This window comes from Vibrio sp. SCSIO 43140 (assembly GCF_023716585.1).
GTDB lineage: Bacteria > Pseudomonadota > Gammaproteobacteria > Enterobacterales > Vibrionaceae > Vibrio > Vibrio maritimus_B.
On the sequence record NZ_CP071850.1, the window covers coordinates 89938 to 111923 of the forward strand.

A 21986-nucleotide genomic window follows, 5' to 3' on the forward strand; every position below is an offset into this window, starting at 1 on the left:
GAGAGACCATGAGAATCAGTGATACTCAATTTAGCCAGATGATGCTGCAAAGCCTGCAAATCAATAATGCAGGGCTTGGTAAAGTGATGCAGCAAATGGCCACAGGTGATCGACTCACTAAGTTGTCTGACGACCCAATGGCGTCCATTAAGCTGCTCAACCTTGATCGTGAAGGCGCGGCGATTTCTCAGTATCAGCGCAATATCGCCAATGTGAAAACCACGCTATCGAGCCAAGAGGTGCATCTGGATTCGGTTAACGAGAGTCTGAAAAGCATGCGTGAGTTGGTGCTGTGGGGGGCGAATGGCTCCTTAACGGATGAAGACCGCTTGGGCATGATTGCTGAGCTTGAGAGCTTACGCGAATCGGTGCAGTCGTCGTTTAATGCGCAAGATGAAGAAGGGCATTATCTGTTCTCGGGTACTAAAACCGATACGCCAGCTATTTCTGATGCGGGTGGCGGTGTCTATTCCCTTGATGGCAACAGCGACAAGCGTGTTGTGACCGTGGCAAAAGGGGTGACAATGGAGTCCAACACCACGGCTCAAGAAATTCTCGACTTGGGTGGCGGCGATAACGTATTGAATCAAATCGATCGTTTGATTGCTGAATTTAAGAGCCCGAGTCCAAATTTTCAAAATGAAGTTGAAGCTAGCCTCAACGCCATTGATGATACCTTAGGTAACGTTCTGGGTGCGATGACTCAAATCGGTGGACGCCACAACAACCTCGATTTGATGGATGGTGCGCATGTGGAGAATAAGCTATTTGTCGACAAGGTGACCAGTGATGTCTCCGCCCTCGACTATGGTGAAGCCTCAGTTCGGCTGAGCAACTACATGGCTGCGCTGCAGGCAACGCAAGCCAGTTATATGAAGATAAATGAGCTCTCTTTATTCGACCGCATCTAGCGGTCGCTTTAGGTCTTAGGTAACACGTTTCAAGGAATGATGGTATGGCAGTAAGTACGGTTGAAGTTAGGCCGCATAGTATTAAGCTCACAGGGCAGGGCACCACGAGTATTGCTCCCTCCCAGGCTTCTGATACCACCACTTCCTTATCAAAACATCTGCTTAAGCCACAAGCGGAAATCGCTTCGGCGTATTCACTTTCTGGCGTGTTACTGACTCAAGGTCAGCAGCACGCGACCTCGGTTCAAATTGCGACCAAGGCGTTACAAGGTGTGGGTAAAGAGCTCACTCAAGTGAAAAAGCAGTTAACTCAAGCACTATCACACGGTGCATCGCCTCAAACTACTGACAAGCTTGCCCGTTCTAAGAACATGATTGAAGCCACGCTGAATCAAGCGCGCTTTGATGGTAAACGAGTGGTCGACAACGAGCTGCATCTGAAGCTCGACACTGCCGATGTCAGACGATTCTCTATTCCTGGTTTGAACGTACACCGCATGAGTGAACGTGCAGAACAGGTGCGTCTGGATTTTCCGAGCGGCGGCTCCGTCATGTTGCAGTTTGATGGTTTATCCGATGGACAGCGCACGGTGAAACAGCTCGACCGCAGTGTGATTCCTATGGGGATGCGCGCATCTCTTGCCAACGATGGCAGCATCGTATTTGAAGTCCATGAGTCGGCATACGCAGCGATGCAGCAGCATGTGCGTGTTACGGGTGAAGGTCACCGCTTCCCTGCCGGGCAAGCCAACACCTTCTCTATCCAAGCTGAGCCAGACGGTATGGCAGAGCTTAAATTCGACCTTGGCTCACGCGACGGTATCAAACAGTGCATCGCTAAGGTCAATCAGCACCTCAAACAAGCTCAGCTGAGCTTAAACGAAGCCAGACAGTTCCAATCCCAACTGGATACGCAAATGACGCGAATCCAGAGCCAATCTAACCTCCCTTCAACCGAGCAGGTCAATCAACAGCTCTCAAGCTTTAATCAACTCTCCCAAGACTTTACTACCACGTTCCAAGCTCTTAATGCCCAAGCGAATGTTCGCAGACATACAGTAGTGGCATTACTTAAATAGCAATGAAATAATATATTTTCAATGCCATAAGCTTTCGGTTATTAAATAAATGTCACTTATGTATGGGGTATTATTGATATATTGAAATAATTAATTTTTCGCCAAGTGATATTTTTCTTCTAGCATTTAATTTTATAACTAATCATATATTTAGGTTTTTATTTATGAGTTTAAATAAAAACCTGAACGGTTGTTGATGTGAGTCTCATTTGTAATCAATTGGTTGCAATGATGTTGTAAGTCTCTGATATAAATATCACTGCATTAAACCATATGGATAAGGAGAGTGCGTGAGATATTTGCTTCTAGCAAGTTTGAGCTTACTTCTTTCGGGCTGTGGAGGCGATGGCGATAGTTCGTCTGTCGATTCTGTCAGTCAGAGCGGGGATGAGTTTAAGAAAAGAGCATCTATTGTCGAGGACAGTGATGGTGCACAGTTCAGTCAGATTGAGGTGTCTTCTACAGAAGATGTCATTATATCTGTCGCGAAGAACGAACAAGACAAGGCTGTATTTTCTTTATCTTCAAGTAATGAAGATAGTGGTGATATAGCGGAAAAATTGGTTGTCTCAGGAAAACTAACAATAAAATAATAATATATGGATGTAACAATGAATAAGAAACTACTAGTAGTGGCACTGTCGTCAGTGTTAGGTGCGACATCGGCTTTTGCATCGGGCGATGCTATTTTGAATGTGGAAGGTGAAATTCAAATTAATGGTCAGACGGTTATCGATAATAATGGTAATCTTGTAGGTCTGGAGTATGCCCAGAAAAACCAAATTGAGATAAGTGATTACTTTTCTAGTCAGAGTGGTACATATACTTTTCTTAATCAAGCAAACCAAAAGCTTGTAATTGAAGAAACTGAACAAGTAGTTACTTATAGAAATTATTGGAAGGTTGATGATGGTAGTTGGGTCGAAAGTTCTGTCTACCAGGTGGTAGAAAACGGTGATGGTACATATACTTCAACACTTACATATGATTTCGTGCAGATTGATTCAGATGGAAATGAAACTTCTGAAGAAAAAGTGACCGTTGAAACGTTTCGAGAAACAGAGCTAACCGTACCGCAAACAAGCTACTTACTCGGAAGCCTTATGGTCAGATTCTTTGAAGAAGAGCTGTTAGAAACGACTAATGAAGACAGAGAAGTTGGTGAAAAGTACTCATATACTAACGAGTATCAATATGGGGCTCGTTTGAGTACGTTCAACTTGGATGACGGCTCTAGTGTGACAGATTGTTTAGTTGGTACCAATGGTGAGATAGCGTGTAAAGGACTAGGTTTGATTGCGTGGGGAGAGTATGACTATTCAATGAAATTGGTCAAATTTGAACCTTCGGCTGCTAGTCAGATGTCTAAAGTATCGGCTGCTTCAGTCAAAAGAGATCTCAACGTTAAACGGATTCATCAAAAACTGAATCAGAAATAGAATTAGATAGGGCGGCTTAGTCGCCCTTTTTTTGTCTTTTCCAATTGTATTTCCTTTCCCTTTCTACTTGCTTTGATTAACAATTGAAGGTTCTTTTTATACCAAAAAGAAAAAGTACAAAAAGCACACGAACGCCAACAGCGTAGCCGATATTGTCGGATAGATAATATAAGCGTCCTGACGATGGGTTCGGCGAAAGCACATAAACGTCAGCAGTATGTTGTATACCACCAGAAGCAAACTGATGAAGGTGCCGCCTCTGAGCGACAGTGTGGTGAGTTGGCTCAGGAACAGGGCAAGTAGCGCATAATCAACAATGATTAGCCACAGAAATGCCTTCTGTAGTCCGTCAGGAGCTTTGTTTGCCTTCGTTGGCATGTGGGGAATAGTTCGTCGCATAACACACTCTACTGATTCGGTGCTCAATAAGAAACTTTCGACATATCAAGGGTGTTCTACTTCAAGGATAGAACACCCGAAGAGAGGTGCAAGTTAAAGCGCTTGGGCGTCGGTGGTGGAGCTTGGCGCAGTGTCGGTATCGAAGCGGATAGTATCGGTTCGGAATACCGGTTGGTTGAACTTCGCCTTTTCTCGCGCCTTTTCGAGTTCGTTATTTGGCTGTTGACCAAACAGGGTGCTGATCACTTCAGCCGCTGGAGTGGTCAAGATAAACAGCTCGATGCGACGGTTTTCACTCGATGACGGCTCTGAATGGTTCAGTAGGGCGCGGTCCGACATTCCTGTGACTTGTAGAACACGCTTTTCAGGCATACCTCCGGACACCAGGGTGTGCCTTGCCGTATTGGCTCTCGACGATGAAAGCTCCCAGTTAGACTTACTTGAGAAGGTTTGACGATACTGCGTCGAATCTGTGTGCCCGCTGATGATCATCGGGTTTTCAACGCGCTCAAATACGGGCGCAAGTGCCAGCAATAGGTCTTCAAAGAACGGGGTTAAGGTTGAGCCGCCGCGACGAAACATGTTTTGCTTGTAGTCATCTTGCAGCACAATGCGCAGCCCTTGTGGGGTGACGGTGACGTCGACATTTCCCTCGGCGTTGATTTGGCGCACCATGTCATTGATCACCTGCGCAAGCGCAGCCAAGCGTTCTTGGGTATCAAAGGTGCCATCGATGAGAGAGTCTGACTCAGGTCCTTCGCGATCGCCCTGAAAAAAAGAGCTCACTGTGTGGACTGAGTCGTGACGACTAGCCACGGACGAATCCGTAGCTAGGTCGATCGGAGAAATACTTTGCGAGGTATCGAAAAGATTACCGGTACTCTGGTCAAACACGCTCGCCATTTGCAGATGAGCAACAATCGCTTTGCGCTCTTCTTTATCGACAACCTGCATGACCCAAAGTACGAGGAACAATGCCATCAAGGCAATCATAAAGTCGGCAAACGCCACCTTCCACGCACCGCCATGAGATTCATGGTGATGACTGCGACTGGCGCGTTTGAAGACTACTTGCTCATGTTTTTGCATTATCCCTCCTGTTCAGCGAGCCACACCTCCATTTGGTTAAAGGTCGGTTTAATGTCTAGCTGAATATGCTTGCGGCCTGCGTCAATCGCCAGCAATGTCGGCTTCTTCGCTACGTACGCAACCAAGGTGGCGCGGGTGCAGTCGAAGGCGGACATGTTGCGTTTAACACGTTGAGCCATGGCGTTACTCGCTGGGTCTAAACAGCAGTAACAACCGAAAATACCGATAAATGTGCCTACTAGAGCGGCGGCAACGTGATAGCCAATCATGGCGATCGAGCCATCAATCGCGGACATCGTGATGATGATGCCACCAACCGCGGCCAAGATACCGAAGCCAGGCATGGCTTCTGCAGTACGCTGCATGGAGCGAGCCGGCTGCATGTAATCAGCCTCGATGGCTTCAATCTCTTGCTCTAGTAGTCCCTCTAACTCATGAGGCGACATTTGTCCCATTGCCATTAAACGTAAATTGTCGGTAATGAAAGAAACAAGGCGGTAGTCACGGCTAACACGTGGGTAGCGAGCAAAAATATCGCTCTGCTCTGGGTTTTCAATGTGCTTATCGAGCGCCTTGAAGCCGCCGCTGCGCACGGTCTCAAGTAGCACTTGCAGCAGTGCCATAAGTTCCATGTAGAACTCACGTTCATCTTTGGGAGGCGATACGATAGCGCGCAGTTGGCTGCGCATCTCTTTCAATACTTGAGGCGGGTTACCTATGATCAATGAGCCCAGGGTTGCGCCGACAATGATCAGCATTTCTGCCGGCTGCCAAATGGCCATTAGACTGCCTCCGGCCCAGACGTATCCGCCGAAGACACACATCAATATGATGATTGCGCCAGTAAACTTTTGCATAGTGGACTCCTAAGAAGACAGTAGTTGGTTGAGCTGCTTGAGCGCTTGTTTGTGCAGCTGACATATCCTCGGCGGTGTCAGTTCGAGCACTAAAGCAATCTCGTGTAAGTTCAAGTCGTGTTGATAAAACAGAGTGAGCAGTAGCTGCTCACGTTTAGGGAGTTTGTCGAGCGCTTTTTCAAGGCTGCGGCGGATATGTTCGTGATTCATGCCGTCGTAGTCAGAATCCACCGTCCCCTCGAGACCACTTTCAATTAATTGGTCGAGGCTCTGCATTTCCGCCGCCATGGTGGCGTTGAGTCTGGCGTGATAATCCTGCTGATCGGTACCAAGTGCGCGTATGATCTCTTGTTCGGTCGGTGTTCGCTTCAGACTCTTGGTCAGATCGCGCGTGACATCGTTAAGCTCGTGCGCCTGCTGACGGGTTTTGCGTGAGCGCCAATCGAGCCGTCGCAGCTCGTCTAAAATCGAGCCACGAATACGACACACGGCAAAAGCGGGGAAGTTAGGGTCGTCAATGTTGCCATAGCGACGACCAGCTTCGAGTAATCCAATCAGCCCGATTTGCTGCATGTCTTCAATGCTGCAATGGGTGGTGGCGTGATTACGCAGTTGGTTGACGACCCGCTTAACCAAGATTTGATGTTGACTAAGCAAGCGATTTTCATCGATACGGTTGGTGGGCGTCGAGACTTCGTCGACCACTCCGTAGCTTTCAGAATGATTCATATCCAGCATGGCGGCTCCTACTGAATAACAAATTTCGTCAGCAGAACATCGTCGATATCGCGCTTAAGTTGGGTATCTGCATAGGCGGTTAGCACCGATGCTTTCACTTCTTGTTGGAGTTGCTCCAGTGCTTCAGCGCCATGCAGATCTTCATAGCGCTTTTGGCTAAACAGATTCAGCATCGCGTGGCGAACTTTGGGCATATAGTCGCGGGCAAACTCTAGACGCTCTGGATGACGCGTTTCTAATGCCAGCTCTAGCATCACAAAGTGGGTCTGTTTTTTACCGCGAACGCTGACAATCACATTATCTAATGCATGAAACGTTGGATCAGCGCTGCGTTTTGGCTCTGAGTTAAATAGTGAGAACTCGCTAGCACTTACCGTCGGTTGATTGTTGAAGTACCACATGGTGCCATAAACCGTCGCCGCCGAGACCAAAGCACTGGTCGTAATGCAGGCGGCGAAGAGTGAAACAAGGTATTTTTTATTCATGCTGTTTTCCTAAAGCCGTTACACCTGGGTGTTAAGCCAGTGTTCATCCGTTGAGAAGGTCATGGCTGCATCGTGCTCGGCATCATGACGTTGATTGGCAAAAATAGTGGCGCTCTGGTCATGCGATGGGTGGGCGTCAGACTCTTGTTTATCGCCACTACCAATCTGCACATCCACATGCATCAAGCTCTGGTTTTGTAGCTCTGCACGCAGTCGCTCTGACACCTGGATTAGTGCCTCACGCGTTGCGGCCACATTGGCATTCAATTGAACGCTGAGTTTGTCTCCCTCCACTCGCACCATCAGGTCTAGCTTGCCAAGATCGGGTGGGTCCAAGCGAATACGCGCTTCTTGCAGGTTCTGCTGAGCTTGTAAGGTCACGCGGTCGTGCAGAACCTGAAGCATCTGCTCACCCCATTTGCCTGCTTGTGGGTCAACACGAACGGGGGCCCACTCAGTTGTCGTGACATTCGTCATGGTTGTGGAGGTCGCTTGCGTTTGAGGCGCGGTAGACTGTGCGCCTGCCAAAGCGCTATTGGAACTGCTTTGAGACTGACTCGCACTTAATAGACTGGCAATGTCGCTTGCTAAAGATTTGCTTGTTGTCTCTGAAGATAACGATGTTGTTGTTTGCAAAAGTGCAGAAGCAGCGCCTTCTCTCGTCGCGTTCGAAGTGGCCGAGTTCGCATTGAGCTGAGCAAGCTGATTAAACGACATGCGCTCGCTATCTATCGCTCTCGTCATCATAGGGTTCGTCGCGGCGCCCAATTGCTCGCCACTAATAACCGCATTTGTTGCACCAGCAGCACCGAACGCTTGATCGGGTGTTCTGACAAAGCCCACTAGCTCACCTGATAAGGATTCCTGCTGGAGGGCGTCAGATAACATTTCAGCCAATGACTCTCCGTCTTGTTCATGTTGGCCTAACCTCTGCTCGCGCTCAGTCGATGGGATGAGTGAACCAAACCCACGTGTCGTTTGCAGCGCAGCACCTCCCTCGCTAGGGACGTGAGAGGGATTAATACTGGCGGGTCCACTTCCTTCACCTTGCTTTGCGGCAGAGAGATTGCCTGTCTGGTTGGTCACTAACATTCCATTACTCCAAGGTCATCGCCAGTTGGTATGCCATCGCTCGCTCTTTCTCAGCGTCGTTGCTGTCTAGCTTCTTTTTCAGTTTGCTGGTGGCAACGGATAACGCCTCATAAGCGCTAAGATGCGCCTTGCGTGCACGTTCAATTTCGGGTGCCAGTCGCGGGTCTTTAAGGAAAGGCCTATGGGTGTCCAAAAGCTCACGAAGCTGCCCGTCGTATCGCTTAAGTGACTGCCAATCCTCAGTTTTTGCTGCCACCCTCATGCACTGGCTAAGGTGGCGAAACCGCTCTGGGGAAACCTTATGCGTGTTGGCCAAAGTTCTGCCACCCTTCTTTGATGTGAGCCATGACCTTTTCCACATTCTCTAGCTTCTCAACGTCGTTATTGACGCTTGCTTGATAAAGCTCGGCTTGGCAAAAGTCGTAAAGTTGGTGAAGGTTTGCGGCTATCTCGCCACCATTTTCGTCATCGAGTGCGCTATCCAGACCGACAAGGATGTTCATGCATTTGCTGATACCTTGTCCTTTTTGTTCTAAGCGACCTTCTGTCATATGACCGCGAACGCGCTCGATTTCATTAAGAAGTCCATCGATAAGCATCACCACGAGTTGGTGTGGGTTGGCTGCCGCTGCCTGCGCGTCAAGATCTACTTGTTGATATGAGTCGTAACCTGAATCCATTAGCATAAATTTGTACTCCTAGCCTTAACCAAACATGCTCATGGTTTGGTTCATTTGTGTCATTAAGGTATTCATTTGGGTGAACTGCGAGAGATAGCGGCTATACGCCATGTCGTATTTGCGCTCCAGCGTGGCTTGCTTGTCGTCGATACGTGAGATGTTCTGCTGCAGACTGTCTTTACGGGTCTTAAAAAGACCAGTGGTTGATTTCAAGAATGGGTCGACCATAGTGTCAATGGAGTCGAGCAGGTTACCGTCGCCATTGAACATGGCCTCTAGAGCGGCACTGTTATTCTTTTGTGCTTCTTCGAACTTAGTGGCGTCTAGAGTCATTTTGCCGCTGCGGTCGATCTCAATACCCACTTCGCTTAGACGCATGCCGTTGTACTCACCGCGCACTATACTAGTCAGTTGGCTTTCGATGGATCGCAAAGTAGGGTCGCTGGCGAGCACACCACGTGCCTGATCTTCGCCACCAATGCTGGTGTATTCGTCCATGGTCGACATCAGGGTGTTGTAGGCGTCGATAAACGCATTAACCTGCTCTTTGGTTGCTTCTTGGTCTGGACCAATATTGAGAGTGAGTGGTTGCTCCCCTGCGGCTTGCGCTTTACTCACTGTGATGTCGACGCCGTCAATGACTCCGGTAAAAGTATTGCTGCTACTCTCGAGTTTCAGGCCGCCTTGCCCACCAAGCCAGATCACCGCATCTTGTGGTGTGCTGATATCTGTGCTGTTGGTAAACGCATCCTCGAACCAGGCTGCATTAGTGCCTGTTGCTGATACGTTGATGGTGTTCTCAACCCCAGTTTCAGTGCTGGAAAGCATAAAGTGGGTTTGTCCGTTAGAGCGAACCAGCGTCGCGTTTGCGCCTGGGTTGTTGGGGTCGTTATTAATCGCTGAGACCAGATCAGCCATAGTCGCGGTGCCACCAGCGTCTGCCGATACTGTCGCTAGGTCAATCGTGACTGTTTCACCATTGATGGTGAAATCTAAGGTGCCTGTCGCCGGGATTTCGGTGGTTGCGTCCAGATCGGCGGGCATATCCGTCTTCATCTGGTGCGCCGTGGCCACCTGTTCAACGAAAATCTGATAGCTGCCTGTGAGTGCGCTGGCGTTGGCTGTCGCTGATAGGAAGCCGTCTTGAGACACACTGGCTGAGTTCTTAATGATATTGGAGCTACTGCTGTTCATATTGGTGACAGCGGAGCGGAATTCTCTCAGCGCTGCTTCCACCTTACCCAAAGCCGTGATCTGAGACTGATATTTGTCCGCTTGCATCTGGTAGCGCATTTGAAATGGCTGCACATCGTAAGTGGCAAGCTGGGTGGCCATAGTAATCGGGTCTAACGAACTCATTGGAGCGCTCCTTAATCTTGCTTCCCGCGTCTGGGCTGCGAGCCGCGAAATCATCTTTAGTGGTTCAAATCAAGATATATGCCATGATTTAAAGCTATAAATATCAAGTGGTTATGGTATTTTTGGTTTGATGGCGGAAGTGAGGTTTCCTCAGTCTGGGTTCCGCCTTTCCACCTTAAAACTGTCTATTACTCAGAGGGTTAAGGCGACATTTCTAGAGAGATAGTTAACGGCGGTTGTATATCGAGCAGAGAATTGAGATCTGCATTCCGAATCCATCACTGGGCTTAAAAAGAAAAACCTCCCGAAGGAGGTTCAAAGGACGGATGAATCGTTAACGAAGGATAATTCATCATATCTTCGATAGCTGGAGTAGGCAGGTAGAAACTTCCCCAACTATCGAAAATGCTTGCTATCAATTAGCGAAGTAGAGACATTGCCATGCCAGGTAGCTGGTTAGTTTGCGATAGTACAGTGGTACCCGCTTGCATCAGCATTTGGTTCTTAGTCATGTTTGATGACTCAACTGCGAAGTCTGCATCTGTGATACGACCTTTAGCCGCAGACGTGTTCTCAACCATGTTGCCAAGGTTCACAATCGTGTGCTCTAGACGGTTGATGTTCGCACCAAAGCTTGAACGAGTTGTACCGATGTCAGCAAGAACACCTGCATCACCATTAGCACCTGTCAGTGTTGTTAGTGCAGTTTGTGCACCGGCTTCAGTAGAGATGTCACCTAGAGCAAAGCCACCAGCAGCACCAATAGCAGTATTCAGTGCCGTAATGTCTGCAGAGACGTCAACAGCAAGCTGCTCACCAGCATTGGTACCAATTTGAAGGTTTACTGCACCTGCAGCGAAGCCCGTTGTATTAAACAGCTTCTGACCACCGAAGTTGGTCGAATCCATGATGTTTACTAGTTCTTCGTTTAGCTGTTGGAATTCTTTGTTTAGAGCTGTTTTATCGGCAGCTGATGATGAACCGTTTGAAGCTTGAGTTGCCAAGTCGTTCATGCGGTAAACGATATTTGTCATCTCATCCATTGCACCTTCGGCTGTCTGCATCATTGAGATACCGTCTTGTGCGTTACGCATCGCCACGTTCATGCCGCGAGTTTGAGACTCTAAACGAGTTGAAATTTGAAGACCTGCTGCGTCATCTGCTGCTGAGTTAATACGGTAACCCGTGCTCAAGCGTTCCATTGCAGTGCTTAGCATGTTGTTAGTGTTGCTTAGAGTATTTTGAGTAACTAGCGAAGCGTAGTTAGTGTGCATTGATAGAGCCATTGTGAATTCTCCTAGATTTGTCTCAATGTGGGACTATCGCCCCGCTCACTAACTAGAGGCGGTAAGTTGATTTTGAAAATTAACTGGAAATGAAAAAAAACTGGAAATTATTGAAAATAGGAAGAAAACTGTGATGCCGCTTCAAAGAAAATGGGGCTAACGCCCCATTCATGCTTACGGATTATCGTCAACCTGCTTGACGATGGCGGCGATGTCTTCGTCGACATATTCCGTTTTGGCCGACTGATACATGTTATCGATACTGGCATCGAGCAGCGCTTGCTGCTTGTCTCGCTCCGCTTGTTCTAAAGCGAGTTGTTGTTCCGCCAATGCTTGCTGCTCGGCGGCTTGCTCTTCTTTAGCGCGCTCGCGCTGCTTCTGACGCATTTCTGCCTTGGGATCTTCAAAGCCTTTAAAGTGCACTGGGATGGGCACATCGGTGACATAACCAAAGTAGTACTTAGCGCCGAGCATCTTATATTGCGATAAGGTGTTCTGACTGGTGACTCGACCGGCGATTAGCGTCGCTTTGCATCGTTTTATGTAGCGGATCACTGGAAGTAGGGTGCGCTTTTCATCCTGACTATCCAATGAATTGGATATCTTGATGATCTGCGGTGCAAAGGGCGTGAGATAGTCGAGATTACTCACGGGAAGATGCACATCAAAACACACGCTGTGGAATCGGTCTTCTAAATGCTCAAGCAGCGCCTTACTTGCTGGGTTGGTCGCCTCGCCTTGAGTTAGGTGCAGGCTTGGGATCAACATCGACATCGGTCGTTTGTAGTGCTGAGCAAGCTGGTCGATGAAGTGTTTTCCCTCTGGACGCAATAAGGTGCAAGCGTTCATCGAGAACACCAGATTATTGAGCAAGTCAGGATGGAAGGTTTCCAGCTCAAATTGGGTTTGCCTGACCGCAAGGTAGAGCGCAAATAGGTCTAAAGCCGCGCGCACGGTGTCGGAAATGTCCAGCGCGAACACGCTGTGGTCCTTTTTCTCACCATAGCGCAGCGTGATGTATTGGTACTGAATCTCATCGCTGTTGCAGTGTCGAATCGGTTGGCAGGCATGACACACTTCGTCCGCTGCCATCAATTGCGCGAGCTTTTCATCGTCTTCGGTGACCGCATTGTCCTCTATCATGCGCAGCACATAGAGAAACTGGGCCCTGTAGCTACTTAAATTATCCAAGGTTTCCTACCACGTTTATTTGTTTGCTTTCGGGGATTTCGTTGTATGACAGAACCGCCAACCCTTGCGAGAAGGTGCGAGCATAGCGCGCGATCAACGGTCTCAGCTGCGGCATCACCAAGAGAATCGGTGCAAGTCCTTGCTGCTTAAGCTGCTGTTGTATCAGCGGAAGGTTCTGTTGGAACTGGCTCAAAATGTTTGGCTCAATTGGGAAGCTATCGAGTATCACATTGCCATTCGCTTGAGCTTGATGCAGCGATTGCATCAGCATCTGCTCTAGTTCGTCGGAGAGTGCGTAGACATTAAGTTCTTTGCGCTGCCCTGCCACCAAATTCACCAGCGTTCGGCGCAGCGCGCAGCGTACATCTGAGGCAAGCAGAATTGGCTCTTTGGTGTTTTCCGCTGATTCCAGCATAGTGTTGGCAATGGTGCGAATGTCTTTCAGTGGTACCTGATCCAAAAGCAGTTGTCGGTACACCTTTAACTGCTGTGCTGGGTTTAAAGCTGCACCAAGCGCTTCTGCGAGTTTGGGCGCTTGTTGGGTCAAGCGCAGGTTCATGGCATCCACATCATCGTGGGTGAATAGCTCAGCAAGGTGGGTTTTCATCACTTTACTGATGTGAGTCGCAATCACTGTAGCGTCATCGACTACCTGATAGCCCATGTTCAGCGCCTTGGCCTTATCGTTGTGTTCAATCCATACCGCAGGAAGATGGTAGGCAGGATCGCTCCCTAGAATACCGTCGACTTCACCGTAGGTTTCACCTACCGCGATGGCCATCAAGCGATCGGGTTCAATAAAGCCCTCTTCAATCACTTCTCCATTGAGCGACACCGTATATTGGTTTGGTTTCAGACTCAGGTTGTCACGAATGCGTACCTCGGGCAGAAGAAATCCGACTTGCTCCGAGAGGTTTTTGCGAACCCCACGAATACGCTGCAAAACCGGAGCGCCTTGCTCTTTGTTGACTAGGTGGACCAAGCGGTAACCCAAAGCCAATGAGAGGCTTTGCACATGAGGAATGTCATCCCATGACAGTGGCTGCTCATTGTCGTTTTGCATTGCGTTGGAGATGGCTTCCACTTCATCGAGCTGAGGGTCTTCGATGGGCTTTTTGGATTGTTTCCAACCCGCGAAGGCGAGCACCGCAGAGAAGGTAAAGAACGCCAAATGCGGCATGCCAGGTACAAGGCCAATGATCAACATGATGCCGGCAACGGTAAATAGGGTCGCTGGTGTCGCTAACAGCTGTTTCTGCATGGTGTCAGCCATGTCGCTATCGCTGTCGTTAATGCGCGTCACGATGATCGCTGCTGCGGTCGCCAATAATAGCGATGGGATCTGAGCAACCAGACCGTCACCTATGGTCAGTAGGGCGTAGGTTTTAAAGGCTTCGGAAGCGGGTAGACCGTGCTCAAACACACCGATGCTGATGCCACCAATGATGTTGATAAAGAGGATCATTAAGCCTGCAATGGCGTCGCCGCGGACAAACTTGGAGGCACCATCCATCGAACCGTGGAAGTCCGCTTCGTTGGCAACCTCTTTACGTCGGGTTCGTGCCGCTTCTTGGTCGATAAGACCAGCGTTGAGATCCGCATCGATAGCCATTTGCTTGCCGGGTAGCGCATCGAGGGTAAAGCGGGCGGACACCTCGGAAATACGCTCACCACCTTTGGTGATCACCACGAAGTTAATGATCATCAAGATGACGAAAATCACCATACCCACGACATAGTTGCCGCCAATCACAACCTCACCGAAGGCTTGAATGACCTTACCGGCTGCATCTCCGCCATTGTGACCCTCTAGCAGTACGATACGCGTCGAGGCAACGTTGAGCGTCAAGCGCATTAGAGTTGCAATGAGCAAGATGGTTGGGAACACCGAGAAATCGAGTGGACGCTTTGCCGTGGTACTGACCAATAACACCAAGATTGCCAGCACGATGTTAAAGGTAAACAAGGCATCAAGCAGTAAAGGTGGCAGTGGCAAAATCACCATCGCCAAAATCATCAGCAGCACGATCGGTATGCCAATGTATCCTTTTCCTGAGCGTCTAAGTTGAGTAAGACGATTCAACATATGTGTTCCTTCGTTGTTGCAAGTGCCCTAAGCCAATCAATGCTGCAAATGCTTAGGGATGGTAAATGTTGGCAGCGGCATGGGCTTATCCCCACTGCCACGTCGAAACGCTTTGAGCTGCATGACGTAAGTTAAAATGTGCGCAACCGCGATATAGAGCTGGCTCGGTACGGCCTGCTCGATGGCGGTGGTATGGTAAATGGCACGAGTCAGCGGTGGTGAGTTGAGTACTTCCACATTGTTTTCTCGTGCAATGCGCTGAATGTGCATTGCGGTCTCATCTATGCCTTTGGCAACCACAAAGGGGGCCTCCGACAAACTGGTGTCGTACTTGAGTGCCACCGCATAATGGGTTGGGTTGGTGATAACCACGTCAGCTTTGGGAACGGCTTGGTCAATCTTGCGACGAGCAAACTGCTGCTGAATTTGGCGAATGCGCTGTTTGACCTCAGGTCGACCTTCGTTGTTTTTGTACTCTTCTTTAAGCTCTTGCTTGGTCATCTTGAGTTGTTTTAGGTGCTCCCAGCGCTGGTAGGGGATATCAATCACACCAAAGATAAGCAGCGCCACCCCCATTAACAAAAGACCTTCGAACAGTATGGTCATGACCATGGTAATACCCTGATTCAAGGTCAACTGCTGCATGCCTAACAGCTGTGAGAAGTTGCTGTCGAGATAGGTATAAAGTAGCGCAAAGATGACGGCGACCTTGAGTGACGACTTGATCAGCTCAACCAAGGAGCGTGTCGAGAACATGCGCTTGATGCCTGACAAGGGGTTAAGCTTGCTGAGCTTAGGTTGTATGTTAGCAGGGCGAAACATCCAGCCCCCTAAGATCAGACTACTGCCAATCGACGCTATGATGATGACTGCAAACATTGGCAGTAAAAGCTCGATGATAATCGCGAGGCTTTGACCGAGTTGCTCCAGCATCTGTTGTGGATTCTCTAAGTCTTGGCGAGTGAGTGACATATTGAAGTGGAACACCCCAGAGATGTGCTGCCAAATCCAGTGAAGTTGGCTATAGAAAAACATCGCCACGATCAGAAATAGCACCGCTGTCGTGAACTCTTTTGCTCGCGGGATCTGACCTTCTTGCCTGGCCTTTTTAATTTTCTGGGGCGAGGCTTTCTCGGTTTTATCCTGACTCGACTGTTCACTCATGCGCCGCCCACCATAAACTGGTTGAGGTGTGAGAGTGTCTCGTGCACCAACGCGGTGTAGCGACTAGGTATGCCGCTAACCGTAATCAAGATACTGAACAGACCGAGTAGCATGGTCATAGGAAAACCCAGTGCGTAAACGTTCAAGCTGGGTGCGGCGCGATTCATCACACCAAAGCTAATGTTGGCAAGCAGCATAGAGACGATGGCTGGTAGGGCTAATGCAAGCGCTGAGGCAAACATCCAACCAAACAGCGAGATGATGTTGTCCAGCGAGAGCACCGAAAGCCCAGAGCCCACAGGCCATACTACGAAGCTCTGTACCAGAATATCGATCACCAGCAGGTGTCCTTCGAGAGCTAAGAACAGTAGGGTACACAACAACAAGAAAATACGACCGAGTATGGCGACCGACAGTCCATTCACTGGGTCATTCATGATGGCCATGCCAAGACCCATTTGCAGCGAAACGATCTGCCCCAGCATGGTAAAGATATTGAAGAAAAAGTGCAGGATAAGACCGAAGAAAAGCCCCCACATCGCTTGCTCGAAAGCCAGAAACAGAGAGGTCATTGAAAACAGGTCAACAGCAGGCATAGCTGGCATTAATGGCGCGGTAATGACCACGATAGATAGAGCGAGCAGTGCACGAACCCACACGGGAATCAAAGCGTCACCGAAAAATGGCATGGCCAAAAAGGCGGCCCCAATCCTGAAAAAGGGCCACCATAATTGGCCTAACCATTGTGAAATCTCGGCGAACGTTATCTGCATCAACCAATCATCCCTGGAATGTTGTGGAACAAGTAGTCGAATAACTCCATGATTTTTCTCAGCATCCAGTGACCAGCAAAGATCACCATCAGCAGGGTCGCCAAAAGTTTGGGTAAGAAACTCAGTGTTTGCTCTTGGATTTGAGTCGCGGCTTGAAATACGGCAATGACCAAGCCCACTAGAAGGCCCGGCACCACGAGTACCATAACGATATTGATGATCAGCCAGACGGCATTGGAGAACAGCGCCACTGTCATTTCAGGGGTCATCGCGTGTCCTTATCCAGTACTAAAACTGGCTGAAAGCGTGCCAACGGTCATCGCCCAACCATCGACCAACACAAAGACGACCAACTTAAACGGCAGCGAGACGATCAGTGGCGATAGCATCATCATACCCATAGCCATCAACACGCTTGCTACTACCAGGTCGATGATCAGAAACGGGATAAACAGCATAAAGCCGATCTGAAACGCGGTCTTAAGTTCACTGATGACAAACGCTGGAAGCACGATGGCAAATGAGATGTCGTCGACGTTGGAGTCAACCGGCTCATTGGCGATCCTCAGCATCTGCTCTAGGGAGTTTTGCTGCGTTTGTGCCAACATAAAGTTTCTCACCGGCTTTTCTGCGGTTGAGAAGGCTTGCATCAAGGTGATCTCACCTTGGTCGTAAGGCAGGAATGCATTCTCATAGACGTCGCTCCAGACGGGACGCATGATAAGAATGCTTAAACACAAGGCGATACCAATCAGCACTCGGTTCGGTGGGCTTTGCTGCAGACCCAGTGCCTGACGTAGAATCGCCAACACGACGATAATACGTGTAAAGCTGGTGGCCATCAGCAAGAAGGCGGGTAAAAAGCTTAACGCTGTCATCAGTAGCAAGATTTGCAGCTTGACGCTGTACTCCTGCTCTGAATGCCCATCATTGACGGTAAGAAACGTTAATCCGTTGTCTGCCCACGCCATTTGGCTACCAAGCAAAAGCACCAGAGAAATGATGACTAACGTACCACGACTCAATGTTTTTGGGAGCCATCTTTGCAGTGTGCTTGAAGCCAACATAATGGATTACTGTCCCATAGACGTGAGAGCGGATTCCACGACGTCGATTAAGCGAAGTCCATATTTGTCGTTGACCACGACAACTTCAGCATGTCCCATGAGAGAGCCGTTCACTTTGACATCCAATGGCTCGCCGTTGAGCTTATCTAACTCAATGATGCTGCCTTCACCTGCGGTCATTAAGTCACCCAGGGCAATTTCTTTGCTGGCGACTTCCAGCGTCACGGTAACCGGTATGTTTTTGAAAAAATCCAGATTGCGTGTTGCCGTCGCTGTTGTGGCAGCCGCAGGTACGTCCGCATCGAAGTCCTCTAGCTCAAAATCATCGAACTGTAAGTCGTTGCTGTCGAAAGCCGTCTGATCTTGCGAGTCGCTCATCGGTGGTTTTCCTTATCTTCGTTTAAAATCAATACCAATTGGCCGTCTTGCTCGGCCACACGACCCGTAAACAGTGTTTGCTTACCAATTTTTACTGGGGCATGGTTAAGTAATTCGATAGGTAGGATGTCATCTGGCTTGAGTGTTAACACCTGAGTGAGTGGCATAACATTCTTGCTAAGCTGAACATCGAGTTTGACTGGTGTGGTGTGTAGTGCTTGGCAAAACTCACCAGCAAGCTCTGGATTTGCGGTCAGCTCTAGTTCGCTAACTAAGGTTTGAATCAGTTCACTGTCGAGGACAATAGAAAGTGGTGCCACTTTGTCGTGCATTTGAACGGTAAGGGTTGCGATGATCCCTACGCCTGACAATGCATCCATCTCTTGAGGCTGCCATGCATCCTCGGGTGCTATCCAGCCTGCGATGTGTTTGGTGATTCGCTGCAGTAAGCGGATATCACTATTGGTGAGTTCAGTTTGACTGCGCTCAACCCCTGCGCCGTAAAACTCGTCAGACAGTCGCATCAACATCACGGGCTCGATGCTTACGTAAAGAGCCCCCTTGTCGTTGTGCTTTTGCGCAGCGCTGTTGCGACTATCCAGCACGTTGCTCCCCAGTGTTTCCAGTTGGATATCGGTCAGTTCGACATGAAGGGAAGGGGTTTTGAGCCACGCCTGTAATTCCGTCGATAAATATTGCTGGGAGCTATTAATAATCGACTCAAGCTTATTTTTGATGATATGAATCGGCTTGCCTAATAATTCAACATTTAGCGCTTGAACAGATTCTCGTTTACTCAAAGTTTGTTCACTCATACCTATCTCATAGCCTGCGACTGTTCTGCTGGATGTTAAGCAGAATTAATTGGTTAACATTGTTATTTTTCGTCAGTCTACTCTGGTTTTTTTAGTTGTTTTTAGCTCTTGAACGTAAATTTGTGAACTTGGTTCATATGTTTGTTTTCACTTAATAAACCATCTTTAAATATAAAATAAATGCAGGTAGCTTAATTCAATAATTATTATATCCGGGCGAATATATCGTCTGGTAAATAGCCGATATATCTAGTTGGCTAGCAACATCAGAATGAGTGATTTACCTAAATTTATGTTTTATAAACACTATGTTTAGCGGTTTTTTGACTAGTGTTCATGTGAAACTAGGTTTACATATGTCAGTAACAAGAGCTTTCATTGGATGGCAATATGAATTCTGCGTCAGTTAAAAATCGAACTTACTTATTATTGGCTAGTTTAAGTAGGTCAGAAGAATGTAAAATACAGTCCGCTATTACGTTTGTTAATAAACTGTTTCCAATATTGGTTTTTATTGCCTTTATTTTTGGGACTAAAGTCTCATTTGGTAATGAAGTTAATATTCCTATGGATTTAGTTAATTGGCAGGCAAAGCAAGATGAATTTGAGTGTCGTCTTGAACATAATTTGCCAAATAACATGGGGAAGTTTTACTTCCATGCGGAACCAAATAATCCGCTTTCCGCCGTTCTATATTTACCCAACCAACCTATTCAACATGCGCAGCTGTTTCAATTAACGGCACCATGGCATTCTCCTGCGCAGCACAGCGTGGTCGATGAAGCGGCTAAAACCACCAAAGGCTACGCCATTTTTGATGTCGGCATTGAATCATTGCTTGCAGCCGTGACCAAAGGTGCTTGGGTAAGAGTCAGTGCCATGTCTGATGAGCACACGCACAGTGACGCCTACGTTCTGCCTTCTACACGAATTGAATCGGCTTTTGTCTCGTTTAATGCCTGCCGTGTCGCCTTGCCTGAAATGAACTACCAACAGGCACGCGATGTGGTACTGAACTTTGAGTTTGGTCAGCGTGTGGTCTCCGGCGATCAGAGGCGCACCTTGGCTTCCTTGGTGAGCTATATCAATGCAGATCAAGCGGTATCTCGAGTGCTAATCGATGGCCATACCGACAACGTAGGTTCAACCACAAGCAACCTGCAAATGTCTCGCGTTCGAGCAGATGATGTTGCCAGTACCTTGATTGAGTTAGGTGCACCAAAATCTCTGGTTGAGGTGCGTGCCCATGGCGCTCGCTACCCAGTGAGCAGCAATGAAACCGAATTTGGTCAAGCGAAAAACCGTCGTGTCACCGTGAGAGTGGTGAGACACACATCTTCAAATTCAGCGTCTTCAACGGATACGAAGACAGAGGTGCAATAAATGCCAACTCAGCTTAAGCATAAGGACATTCTCTTCGTCGAGCCGTGTGAGAATAATGCGAATCCCATCATCGACCTGCTCACAGAGCAAGGTTTCCAGGTCACCCACGTAAAAACAGGTCGAGCTGCGTTACTGCATGATAAAGCGGCAATCAGCTTAATTAGCTCGGCACTCCCTGACATGAGCGTGCGTGAATGGGTTGCTTGTCACCAACGTAAATCGAATCCGGGCGTGGCTATCGCGATTGTCGAGCAAGACCAAGGTGTGCTTGCTGCCGAAGCCATGAAGGCGGGTGCGACCGATTACCTATTACGTCCCTTTGAAGCGACGCAGCTTATCAATCTTATTCAACGTGTCGAAGCGCTTGAGAAGCCGATGGCGAACATCGTGGCAGAGTCTTGGCGCAGCAAGCAGGTTCTGCAATTGGCACATCGAGCCGCATGCACTAGTGCAAGTGTATTGATCACTGGGGAGTCGGGTACGGGTAAAGAAGTGTTGGCGCGCTACGTACACGACCAATCCCCACGTGGCTCACAGCCGTTTGTTGCCGTGAACTGTGCCGCGATTCCAGAATCCATGCTTGAAGCTGTGCTGTTTGGTCATGTGAAAGGCGCGTTCACGGGCGCGACAGGGTCTCAGTCCGGTAAGTTTGAAGAGGCGAATGGCGGCACGATTTTACTTGATGAGATTGGTGAGATGTCGCCAGCGGTCCAAGCTAAGCTATTGCGAGTACTGCAAGAGCGCGAAGTTGAGCGAGTTGGAAGTCACAAGGCGATCGCCCTAGATATTCGTGTGATCGCCGCGACCAACAAAGATCTGCGCGAAGAAGTTCGCAAAGGCACATTCCGTGAAGATCTCTACTACCGCCTCGATGTGCTGCCGCTGCATTGGCCGCCACTGCGCGATCGTAAAGATGACATCCTGCCAATCAGCCAATTCTTTATCAACAAATACAAAGAACACAGCAACTGTCATCTTTCTGCCGATGCAGAGCAGGCGCTGTGTCATTACCACTGGCCCGGCAATATTCGTGAACTTGAGAACGTTATTCAGCGCGCGCTTGTAATGCGCCATGGCGACTACATTACCGCTCAAGACCTGATGCTTCCTGTTGAGCTTCCTACCACTAACGTTGTGACACACAAAGCGCAAGGCATGGGGCATGTTGAGGTGAAAAAGCAGGCAGAGTTCCAATTTATTCTCGAGAAACTGCGCCAATTTGGCGGTAACCGAACAAAAACGGCGGATGCCCTAGGGGTAACCACACGCGCACTACGCTACAAGTTGGCCGCAATGCGTGAGCAAGGAATTGATCTACAGTCAGCCATCGGCTCGGCTGCATAAAGGAGAATTTAGATGGCGATGCAACCAATCAATAATGCGGTATCAGCAGAGCAATTGATGCTCACCAAAATGCAAAACATGCAGCAGCAGGTACAACCAGACTTCTTAGTGGCGAACAACCCGATGGATGTGAATAAGGTGAACCCTCCAATGGCGTTTTCTGGGGCGATGAAAAACGTGCTCGATATGGTTAACCAGCATCAATCTACAGCATCACAAAAAATGACTGCGGTAGAAACGGGTCAAAGTGATGACTTGGTCGGTGCCATGATTGCCAGTCAGAAAGCCAGCTTGTCGTTCTCGGCGCTGATGCAGGTGCGTAACAAGGTTGTTGCGTCGTTTGAAGATGTAATGAAGATGCCGGTGTAAAA

25 protein-coding genes are annotated in these 21986 nt (G+C 48.7%); 7 read left to right on the forward strand and 18 right to left on the reverse strand.

Annotated elements, in window-relative coordinates; translation table 11 throughout:
• Nucleotides 1-8: 8 nt before the first annotated feature.
• The 4 genes from flgL to J4N45_RS00440 all read left to right on the forward strand — a co-directional run bounded on the left by flgL (nucleotide 9) and on the right by J4N45_RS00440 (nucleotide 3429).
• Complete coding sequence (gene flgL / locus J4N45_RS00425; protein ID WP_252013025.1) at nucleotides 9-911, forward strand: flagellar hook-associated protein FlgL; 903 nt, start codon at nucleotides 9-11, stop codon at nucleotides 909-911.
• A gap of 44 nt (nucleotides 912-955) precedes the next feature.
• Nucleotides 956-1990 (forward strand): flagellin, encoded by a 1035-nt coding sequence (locus tag J4N45_RS00430; protein ID WP_252013026.1) that lies wholly within the window; start codon nucleotides 956-958, stop codon nucleotides 1988-1990.
• A 290-nt stretch (nucleotides 1991-2280) separates the two neighbouring features.
• On the forward strand, nucleotides 2281-2583 hold the full coding sequence (locus J4N45_RS00435; RefSeq protein WP_234494793.1) for a hypothetical protein: 303 nt from the start codon (nucleotides 2281-2283) through the stop codon (nucleotides 2581-2583).
• An 18-nt stretch (nucleotides 2584-2601) separates the two neighbouring features.
• Nucleotides 2602-3429 carry a hypothetical protein gene (locus J4N45_RS00440; protein WP_252013027.1) on the forward strand — a complete coding sequence of 276 codons (828 nt, stop codon included), beginning with the start codon at nucleotides 2602-2604 and terminating at the stop codon, nucleotides 3427-3429.
• 96 nt (nucleotides 3430-3525) lie between these two features.
• Here the strand turns inward: J4N45_RS00440 and J4N45_RS00445 are convergent, their stop codons facing one another.
• The 18 genes from J4N45_RS00445 to J4N45_RS00530 form a co-directional block, all read right to left on the reverse strand.
• Nucleotides 3526-3828, reverse strand: a complete 303-nt coding sequence (locus J4N45_RS00445) for a hypothetical protein (RefSeq protein ID WP_128648354.1) — start codon at nucleotides 3826-3828, stop codon at nucleotides 3526-3528.
• Between the two features lie 93 nt (nucleotides 3829-3921).
• The gene (locus tag J4N45_RS00450) at nucleotides 3922-4917 is read right to left on the reverse strand and encodes a flagellar motor protein MotB (protein WP_252013028.1); all 996 of its coding nucleotides are present in this window, start codon (nucleotides 4915-4917) and stop codon (nucleotides 3922-3924) included.
• Nucleotides 4917-5774 (reverse strand): flagellar motor stator protein MotA, encoded by an 858-nt coding sequence (gene motA, locus J4N45_RS00455; RefSeq protein ID WP_042477846.1) that lies wholly within the window; start codon nucleotides 5772-5774, stop codon nucleotides 4917-4919. Before motA ends, J4N45_RS00450 begins: the two co-directional genes overlap by 1 nt.
• A 9-nt stretch (nucleotides 5775-5783) precedes the next feature.
• Complete coding sequence (locus tag J4N45_RS00460; RefSeq protein WP_042477850.1) at nucleotides 5784-6512, reverse strand: FliA/WhiG family RNA polymerase sigma factor; 729 nt, start codon at nucleotides 6510-6512, stop codon at nucleotides 5784-5786.
• An 8-nt stretch (nucleotides 6513-6520) separates the two neighbouring features.
• Complete coding sequence (locus J4N45_RS00465) at nucleotides 6521-6997, reverse strand: flagellar basal body-associated FliL family protein (RefSeq protein WP_042477852.1); 477 nt, start codon at nucleotides 6995-6997, stop codon at nucleotides 6521-6523.
• Between the two features lie 18 nt (nucleotides 6998-7015).
• Nucleotides 7016-8089 carry a flagellar hook-length control protein FliK gene (locus J4N45_RS00470; RefSeq protein WP_252013029.1) on the reverse strand — a complete coding sequence of 358 codons (1074 nt, stop codon included), beginning with the start codon at nucleotides 8087-8089 and terminating at the stop codon, nucleotides 7016-7018.
• A gap of 4 nt (nucleotides 8090-8093) precedes the next feature.
• Nucleotides 8094-8405, reverse strand: a complete 312-nt coding sequence (locus J4N45_RS00475) for a LafD (RefSeq protein ID WP_234494788.1) — start codon at nucleotides 8403-8405, stop codon at nucleotides 8094-8096.
• Complete coding sequence (gene fliS, locus J4N45_RS00480) at nucleotides 8389-8775, reverse strand: flagellar export chaperone FliS (RefSeq protein WP_234494787.1); 387 nt, start codon at nucleotides 8773-8775, stop codon at nucleotides 8389-8391. Before fliS ends, J4N45_RS00475 begins: the two co-directional genes overlap by 17 nt.
• 18 nt (nucleotides 8776-8793) lie before the next feature.
• On the reverse strand, nucleotides 8794-10128 hold the full coding sequence (fliD, locus tag J4N45_RS00485) for a flagellar filament capping protein FliD (RefSeq protein ID WP_252013030.1): 1335 nt from the start codon (nucleotides 10126-10128) through the stop codon (nucleotides 8794-8796).
• A gap of 419 nt (nucleotides 10129-10547) precedes the next feature.
• Nucleotides 10548-11414 carry a lateral flagellin LafA gene (gene lafA, locus J4N45_RS00490; protein WP_252013031.1) on the reverse strand — a complete coding sequence of 289 codons (867 nt, stop codon included), beginning with the start codon at nucleotides 11412-11414 and terminating at the stop codon, nucleotides 10548-10550.
• A 174-nt stretch (nucleotides 11415-11588) separates the two neighbouring features.
• A complete protein-coding gene (locus J4N45_RS00495) occupies nucleotides 11589-12557 on the reverse strand; it encodes a diguanylate phosphodiesterase (RefSeq protein WP_252013032.1) in 969 nt (322 codons plus the stop codon).
• Nucleotides 12558-12597: 40 nt separating this feature from the next.
• A complete protein-coding gene (flhA, locus tag J4N45_RS00500) occupies nucleotides 12598-14691 on the reverse strand; it encodes a flagellar biosynthesis protein FlhA (protein WP_234494782.1) in 2094 nt (697 codons plus the stop codon).
• 36 nt (nucleotides 14692-14727) lie between these two features.
• The gene (gene flhB / locus J4N45_RS00505) at nucleotides 14728-15855 is read right to left on the reverse strand and encodes a flagellar biosynthesis protein FlhB (protein WP_234494780.1); all 1128 of its coding nucleotides are present in this window, start codon (nucleotides 15853-15855) and stop codon (nucleotides 14728-14730) included.
• Nucleotides 15852-16628, reverse strand: coding sequence for a flagellar biosynthetic protein FliR (gene fliR / locus J4N45_RS00510; protein WP_234494778.1), 777 nt, complete (start codon nucleotides 16626-16628; stop codon nucleotides 15852-15854). The genes flhB and fliR overlap by 4 nt, the downstream gene beginning before the upstream one ends.
• The gene (fliQ, locus tag J4N45_RS00515; protein WP_234494777.1) at nucleotides 16628-16897 is read right to left on the reverse strand and encodes a flagellar biosynthesis protein FliQ; all 270 of its coding nucleotides are present in this window, start codon (nucleotides 16895-16897) and stop codon (nucleotides 16628-16630) included. Before fliQ ends, fliR begins: the two co-directional genes overlap by 1 nt.
• 9 nt (nucleotides 16898-16906) lie before the next feature.
• A complete protein-coding gene (fliP, locus tag J4N45_RS00520) occupies nucleotides 16907-17695 on the reverse strand; it encodes a flagellar type III secretion system pore protein FliP (protein ID WP_503055614.1) in 789 nt (262 codons plus the stop codon).
• Nucleotides 17696-17701: 6 nt separating this feature from the next.
• The gene (fliN, locus tag J4N45_RS00525; protein WP_042477867.1) at nucleotides 17702-18073 is read right to left on the reverse strand and encodes a flagellar motor switch protein FliN; all 372 of its coding nucleotides are present in this window, start codon (nucleotides 18071-18073) and stop codon (nucleotides 17702-17704) included.
• Nucleotides 18070-18888, reverse strand: coding sequence for a FliM/FliN family flagellar motor switch protein (locus tag J4N45_RS00530; protein WP_252013033.1), 819 nt, complete (start codon nucleotides 18886-18888; stop codon nucleotides 18070-18072). The genes fliN and J4N45_RS00530 overlap by 4 nt, the downstream gene beginning before the upstream one ends.
• 567 nt (nucleotides 18889-19455) lie before the next feature.
• Between J4N45_RS00530 and J4N45_RS00535 the strand changes: the two genes are divergently transcribed.
• Genes J4N45_RS00535 through fliE form a run of 3 tightly spaced genes read left to right on the forward strand, consistent with a single transcriptional unit; the run spans nucleotide 19456 to nucleotide 21984 of the window.
• Nucleotides 19456-20271, forward strand: a complete 816-nt coding sequence (locus J4N45_RS00535; RefSeq protein ID WP_252013034.1) for a MotY family protein — start codon at nucleotides 19456-19458, stop codon at nucleotides 20269-20271.
• Nucleotides 20272-21615 (forward strand): sigma-54-dependent transcriptional regulator, encoded by a 1344-nt coding sequence (locus J4N45_RS00540; protein ID WP_252013035.1) that lies wholly within the window; start codon nucleotides 20272-20274, stop codon nucleotides 21613-21615. It abuts the gene before it with no gap.
• Between the two features lie 12 nt (nucleotides 21616-21627).
• The gene (gene fliE, locus J4N45_RS00545; protein ID WP_128648365.1) at nucleotides 21628-21984 is read left to right on the forward strand and encodes a flagellar hook-basal body complex protein FliE; all 357 of its coding nucleotides are present in this window, start codon (nucleotides 21628-21630) and stop codon (nucleotides 21982-21984) included.
• Nucleotides 21985-21986 lie beyond the last annotated feature (2 nt).

What these genes read in the sequence shown, in the direction of transcription:
- flgL (WP_252013025.1), top strand. Translation starts at nt 9, where the DNA reads ATGAGAATCAGTGATACTCAATTTAGCCAGATGATGCTGCAAAGCCTG.
- J4N45_RS00430 (WP_252013026.1), top strand. Translation starts at nt 956, where the DNA reads ATGGCAGTAAGTACGGTTGAAGTTAGGCCGCATAGTATTAAGCTCACA.
- J4N45_RS00440 (WP_252013027.1), top strand. Translation starts at nt 2,602, where the DNA reads ATGAATAAGAAACTACTAGTAGTGGCACTGTCGTCAGTGTTAGGTGCG.
- J4N45_RS00445 (WP_128648354.1), bottom strand. Translation starts at nt 3,828, where the DNA reads ATGCGACGAACTATTCCCCACATGCCAACGAAGGCAAACAAAGCTCCT.
- J4N45_RS00450 (WP_252013028.1), bottom strand. Translation starts at nt 4,917, where the DNA reads ATGCAAAAACATGAGCAAGTAGTCTTCAAACGCGCCAGTCGCAGTCAT.
- motA (WP_042477846.1), bottom strand. Translation starts at nt 5,774, where the DNA reads ATGCAAAAGTTTACTGGCGCAATCATCATATTGATGTGTGTCTTCGGC.
- J4N45_RS00460 (WP_042477850.1), bottom strand. Translation starts at nt 6,512, where the DNA reads ATGCTGGATATGAATCATTCTGAAAGCTACGGAGTGGTCGACGAAGTC.
- J4N45_RS00465 (WP_042477852.1), bottom strand. Translation starts at nt 6,997, where the DNA reads ATGAATAAAAAATACCTTGTTTCACTCTTCGCCGCCTGCATTACGACC.
- J4N45_RS00470 (WP_252013029.1), bottom strand. Translation starts at nt 8,089, where the DNA reads ATGTTAGTGACCAACCAGACAGGCAATCTCTCTGCCGCAAAGCAAGGT.
- fliS (WP_234494787.1), bottom strand. Translation starts at nt 8,775, where the DNA reads ATGCTAATGGATTCAGGTTACGACTCATATCAACAAGTAGATCTTGAC.
- fliD (WP_252013030.1), bottom strand. Translation starts at nt 10,128, where the DNA reads ATGAGTTCGTTAGACCCGATTACTATGGCCACCCAGCTTGCCACTTAC.
- lafA (WP_252013031.1), bottom strand. Translation starts at nt 11,414, where the DNA reads ATGGCTCTATCAATGCACACTAACTACGCTTCGCTAGTTACTCAAAAT.
- J4N45_RS00495 (WP_252013032.1), bottom strand. Translation starts at nt 12,557, where the DNA reads ATGATAGAGGACAATGCGGTCACCGAAGACGATGAAAAGCTCGCGCAA.
- flhA (WP_234494782.1), bottom strand. Translation starts at nt 14,691, where the DNA reads ATGTTGAATCGTCTTACTCAACTTAGACGCTCAGGAAAAGGATACATT.
- flhB (WP_234494780.1), bottom strand. Translation starts at nt 15,855, where the DNA reads ATGAGTGAACAGTCGAGTCAGGATAAAACCGAGAAAGCCTCGCCCCAG.
- fliR (WP_234494778.1), bottom strand. Translation starts at nt 16,628, where the DNA reads ATGCAGATAACGTTCGCCGAGATTTCACAATGGTTAGGCCAATTATGG.
- fliQ (WP_234494777.1), bottom strand. Translation starts at nt 16,897, where the DNA reads ATGACCCCTGAAATGACAGTGGCGCTGTTCTCCAATGCCGTCTGGCTG.
- fliP (WP_503055614.1), bottom strand. Translation starts at nt 17,695, where the DNA reads ATGTTGGCTTCAAGCACACTGCAAAGATGGCTCCCAAAAACATTGAGT.
- fliN (WP_042477867.1), bottom strand. Translation starts at nt 18,073, where the DNA reads ATGAGCGACTCGCAAGATCAGACGGCTTTCGACAGCAACGACTTACAG.
- J4N45_RS00530 (WP_252013033.1), bottom strand. Translation starts at nt 18,888, where the DNA reads ATGAGTGAACAAACTTTGAGTAAACGAGAATCTGTTCAAGCGCTAAAT.
- J4N45_RS00535 (WP_252013034.1), top strand. Translation starts at nt 19,456, where the DNA reads ATGGATTTAGTTAATTGGCAGGCAAAGCAAGATGAATTTGAGTGTCGT.
- J4N45_RS00540 (WP_252013035.1), top strand. Translation starts at nt 20,272, where the DNA reads ATGCCAACTCAGCTTAAGCATAAGGACATTCTCTTCGTCGAGCCGTGT.
- fliE (WP_128648365.1), top strand. Translation starts at nt 21,628, where the DNA reads ATGGCGATGCAACCAATCAATAATGCGGTATCAGCAGAGCAATTGATG.